5 protein-coding genes and 1 pseudogene are annotated in these 4,320 nt (G+C 67.5%); 5 read left to right on the top strand and 1 reads right to left on the bottom strand.

Translation table 11 applies throughout. From position 1 onward, the window contains the following. The 3 genes and pseudogenes from ACRDUX_RS11815 to ACRDUX_RS11805 form a co-directional block, all read left to right on the top strand. A pseudogene (locus ACRDUX_RS11815) lies at positions 1–241 on the top strand (acetoacetate decarboxylase family protein); the annotation flags it as partial. Continuing rightward, a complete protein-coding gene (locus ACRDUX_RS11810; RefSeq protein ID WP_526414072.1) occupies positions 238–1,449 on the top strand; it encodes a cytochrome P450 in 1,212 nt (403 codons plus the stop codon). The pseudogene ACRDUX_RS11815 and the gene ACRDUX_RS11810, both read left to right, overlap by 4 nt. Before the next feature lie 37 nt (positions 1,450–1,486). Then, positions 1,487–2,323 carry an IclR family transcriptional regulator gene (locus ACRDUX_RS11805; protein ID WP_526414070.1) on the top strand — a complete coding sequence of 279 codons (837 nt, stop codon included), beginning with the start codon at positions 1,487–1,489 and terminating at the stop codon, positions 2,321–2,323. A 5-nt stretch (positions 2,324–2,328) separates the two neighbouring features. Here ACRDUX_RS11805 and ACRDUX_RS11800 read toward each other — a convergent pair whose 3' ends face one another. Then, entirely contained in the window at positions 2,329–3,480 is a 1,152-nt protein-coding gene (locus ACRDUX_RS11800) for an MFS transporter (RefSeq protein WP_526414068.1), read from the bottom strand. Between ACRDUX_RS11800 and ACRDUX_RS11795 the strand changes: the two genes are divergently transcribed. Then, positions 3,479–4,081 carry an aminotransferase class I/II-fold pyridoxal phosphate-dependent enzyme gene (locus ACRDUX_RS11795; protein ID WP_526414066.1) on the top strand — a complete coding sequence of 201 codons (603 nt, stop codon included), beginning with the start codon at positions 3,479–3,481 and terminating at the stop codon, positions 4,079–4,081. The genes ACRDUX_RS11800 and ACRDUX_RS11795 overlap by 2 nt on opposite strands. A 4-nt stretch (positions 4,082–4,085) precedes the next feature. Continuing rightward, positions 4,086–4,320: hypothetical protein (locus ACRDUX_RS11790; protein ID WP_526414064.1), on the top strand; the 235-nt coding region annotated here is incomplete at its 3' end.

Here is a 4,320-nt window from a genome sequence, read left to right as displayed (position 1 = left end):
CTTCACGTCCAAGACGCAGGTGCATCCCACTTACTCACATCTCGACGGCGTCACCCGCGAAACGGCGGGAGAGATGAGGCTGTCCGGCGTCCGCTATCGACCGGGTGGCGTACGTGTTCGGCTCGGCGAGCACCCCTACGCAAGGGAACTCGCCTCACTGGGCTTCCCGAAGCGCGCATTGATTTCGAGTTCGGCCGACAACGTCGAGATGACGTTCGGTGAAGCCAAGGAGATTGCATGACTGCCGTTCTGCCAGATACCAAGCCGGACGTCGACTTCACCGACGGCACCTTCTACGCCGACGGCAATGCGCGCAACGCGTACCGGTGGATGCGGGCCAACCAACCGGTGTTCCGTGACCGCAAGGGGTTGGCCGCCGCGGCCAGCTACCAGGCCGTACTCGACGCCGAACGCAATCCGGAGCTGTTCTCCAACACCGGCGGCATCCGGCCCGAGACACCGGGCATGCCATACATGATCGACATGGACGATCCCGCACATGTGTTGCGGCGCAAGCTCGTCAACTCCGGCTTCACCCGCAAGCGCGTGATGGACAAGGTGCCGTCGATCGCCACGCTGTGCGACACGTTGATCGACTCGGTCTGTGAGCGCGGGGAGTGCGACTTCGTCCGCGACATCGCCGCCCCGCTGCCGATGGCGGTGATCGGGGACATGCTCGGCGTGCTGCCCGAGGAGCGCGGCATGCTGCTGACGTGGTCCGACGACCTGGTCACCGGGCTGAGCTCGCACATCGACGAGCTGACCGCCCAGAAGGTGATGGAGGCCTTCGCCGCCTACACGGCGTTCACCATGGACATCATCGCCAAGCGGCGTGCCGAGCCCACCGAGGACCTGTTCTCGATCCTGGTCAACGCGGAGGTCGAGGGCCAGCGGATGGCCGACGACGAGATCGTCATGGAGACATTGCTGATCCTCATCGGTGGCGACGAGACCACCCGTCACACGCTCTCCGGCGGCACCGAGCAGCTGCTGCGGCACCGTGATCAGTGGGAGGCGCTCGTCGCCGATCCCGAGCTGCTGCCAGGGGCCATCGAGGAGATGCTGCGCTGGACGTCGCCGGTGAAGAACATGTGCCGGACGTTGACCGCCGACACCACCCTCCACGGCACCGAGCTGCGCGAGGGCGAGAAGATCATGCTGATGTTCGAGTCCGCCAACTTCGACGAAGCGGTGTTCGGTGACCCCGAGAACTTTCGCATCGACCGCAAACCCAACAGCCACATGGCATTCGGATTCGGATCGCACTTCTGCCTCGGCAACCAGCTGGCCCGCCTCGAACTGTCGATGATGACCACGCGCGTGCTGGAGCGACTGCCCGACCTGCGCCTCGCGGAAAATGCCTCGGTGCCGTTGCGCCCGGCCAACTTCGTCAGCGGCCCGGAGGCGATGCCGGTGGTGTTCACGCCGACGGCTCGGGTGCTCGACTGACCAAGGCCAGGCAACCGGTGGCTAGGATCGTGGCATCATGGCCGACGCTACTGAGCACACCGAGGCGCTCGACGACGACGCCGATGCGGGCCCTGCGCGGTCGCCGAAGCTGTCGCCTGGTATCAAACCGCTGCTGGTTCTGAGCAAGATCAGCGGCATCCTCGACGCCTTCTCACTCGCGAAGCCGGTTCGATCGCTCAGCGAAATACGCACCGCGACTGGCTTTCCCACGTCGACGGTGCAACGTCTGGTGTCGAACCTGGTGGCGGAGGGGTTCCTCGACAGAGATGGTGACCGCTACCGCATCGGCGCAAGGATGGCGTATTGGGCGGCGCCCGCAAGTCGCGGCATCAACCGTCTCCAGGCCGTGACGCCTGCACTGAAGGAGCTTCGCGAGATCACCGGCGAGACGGCGTGTTTCTTCGTGCGTGAGGGTCCCTACCGGGTGTGCGTGGCCATCGAGGAGACGGCGCACGCGATTCGTCGCGAGATGCACATCGGGAAAGTGGTTCCGCTGCAGGCCGGTTCGGCTGGTCGAGTGCTGATGGCGTGGGACGCCGACGCGCTGCGCACCGTGCTGGACAAACCCTTGGAGGCCTTCACCGAGTCGACGGTCGTCGATGCCGACGCGCTGCGCGCCGACGTCGAACGGGTCAGGCGCGACGGCTGGTCCTACACCGAGGGGGAGCGGGACGAGGGGGCCGGGGGCCTTTCGGCTCCCGTGTTCGACGCCGCGGCGCGGCTGGTCGGGGCCATGACGATCAGTGGCCCGACCTCGCGTGTGACCAGGACCAGGGCGCAGGCGTGGGCCGAAGAACTGGTCCGGTCCGCGGAGACCGCCACCCGCCTACTCGGTGGCCGATTGCCCTACTGAGGTGATCAGACGGGATTGATCTCCTCGAGATTGCGGCGCGTCGTGCGAGGTCCTATCCAGGCCACCACGCCGACGGCGATCGCCAGGGCAACGAGCACGACCATGAACATCGCAGTGGCGCCGTAGTGGTCGAGCACGGGGATGAGAATGAAGGGCAGTGCCCCGCTGGACAATCGGGACAGCGAATACGTCCAGCCGATCGCGGTCGCCCTCACGTCCGTCGGGAAGATCTCGGCCTGGTAGACGTGGTAGACGTTCGAGAAGACGTTGCTGGTCGCCGTGGTCAGAAAACCGAATGCCACGATCAGCACGCTGTTGCCTGCCGTGGCGAACAACAGGCCGAACGCTGCCATGGCGGCGATGGTCGTCATCACCAGGTACTTGCGCTCGAACCACTTGAGCAACGGCACGGACAGTGCGGACCCGACGGGGTAGCCGATGTAGGAGAGCGCGGTGAACAGCAGCGACGTGGTGATGTCGTAGCCACGGCTCACCAGCACCAGCGCGGCCAGGGTGCCGAAGCCGTAGTAGCCGAACGACTGGAAGACGTGGAACACGGCCAGCATGCCGAGCCGCTCGCGGTACGGCGAGATCGACAGGCGCCGAAGCGGATTGGTCACCTCCGTCGACGGTGGCTCGACGGCCGCCGGTTCTGGCTCTACGGCCGCAGGCACCGGCTCGGCGCCCCTCTCGAACTCGCGCAGTGCGGCCCTTGCCTCGTCGGCCCGCCCGACGCCTGCCAGCCATCGGGGCGATTCGGGTAGGCCACGGCGCATCAGCATCACGACGACGGCGCCGACGGACCCGATCACGAGGAGCACGCGCCAGCCCGCGATTCCGAACACGCTGTGCTCGGCGAGGCCGAGCGACATGAACCCGAGGACGGGCACGGCGACGAACGAGCACGTGTAGGCCCACGCGGCCAACCGACCGCGGTGAGCTTTCGGCAGCACGTCGGAGAGGTACGCGTCGGCGACGGGATACTCGGCTCCCACGCCGACCCCGGCGAGGAACCTGGTGATGACCAGGAACCAGGGAGTGGGCGAGAAGGCTCCGATCAGCGACCACGCCGAGAACCAGATCAGGTTGAACAGGAAAGCCCGACGACGCCCAATCCTGTCGGCCAGCCGGCCGAGCGTGGCCGCACCTATGAACATGCCCAGAAACGACGACGCCGCGCCCTTGCCGCGGATGCAGGAACTCTCGGGCCGGCGGGCGCCCGGCCGGATCTATGACGGGCCCGTCGTCTACATGGGAACGGTTTCGAAGGAGATCGCGCCCGGGCTTCGGATCGGCTGGGTGGTCGCCGCACCCGAGATGATCGAGGCCCTGACCATGGCCAAGCAAGGGTCCGACATGTGCACGAGCGGCGTCACCCAGCGCATCGCGCTCGGCGCCCTGGAGGGCGGGCTGATCGAGCGCATCCAGCCCAGGGTCCTCGCCCTCTACCGCGAACGCCGCGATGCGCTCTGCGCCGCCATGGCCGAGCATCTCGGCGAGTGGTTCGACTGGGAGGTGCCGGTGGGCGGCATGTTCGTCTGGGCCGTGGCGCGGGACCCGGCGCTGGACACCGATCGGCTGCTGGCGCTCGCCATGGCGGCGGGCGTCTGCGTCGCGCCGAGCAGCGTGTTCGACGCCGCGGGAGAAAACCGCCGCGCCATCCGGGTGAACTTCACGCTCAACCCGCCCGCACGGCTCGCCGAAGGCGTGGCACGCCTGGCCAAGGCGCTGCGGGCCCTGTCGTCGCAGAAGGACTGATCCGATGCCCGTCACGATCCATGCCGCCCCGGCCTCCGATCTTGCTCCGGCCGAGATCGAACGCTGGCGGGCGGTGCCGGTCGCCGTCGCCGTCGATCTCGGCCGCGACGTCGGCCAGATCGATCCCGCCATTCGCCCGATCAACCCGCCGGGCCGGCAGGCCCGGCTGTTCGGCCGCGCCGTGACAGCGCTGTGCGAGCCGCCCGACTTCGGAGCGGTCCTGCATGCGCTCGAACTCG

It is taken from the genome of Mycobacterium sp. (genome assembly GCF_050701675.1).
Taxonomy (GTDB): domain Bacteria; phylum Actinomycetota; class Actinomycetes; order Mycobacteriales; family Mycobacteriaceae; genus Mycobacterium.
The sequence above is the reverse complement of the archived record's forward strand: the minus strand, read 5'-3'. Positions and strand labels throughout refer to the sequence as shown.

Bases quoted from the DNA above. Each gene is read 5' to 3' on its own strand.
- ACRDUX_RS11810 (WP_526414072.1), top strand. From the start codon at position 238: ATGACTGCCGTTCTGCCAGATACCAAGCCGGACGTCGACTTCACCGAC.
- ACRDUX_RS11805 (WP_526414070.1), top strand. From the start codon at position 1,487: ATGGCCGACGCTACTGAGCACACCGAGGCGCTCGACGACGACGCCGAT.
- ACRDUX_RS11795 (WP_526414066.1), top strand. From the start codon at position 3,479: ATGCCCAGAAACGACGACGCCGCGCCCTTGCCGCGGATGCAGGAACTC.
- ACRDUX_RS11800 (WP_526414068.1), bottom strand. From the start codon at position 3,480: ATGTTCATAGGTGCGGCCACGCTCGGCCGGCTGGCCGACAGGATTGGG.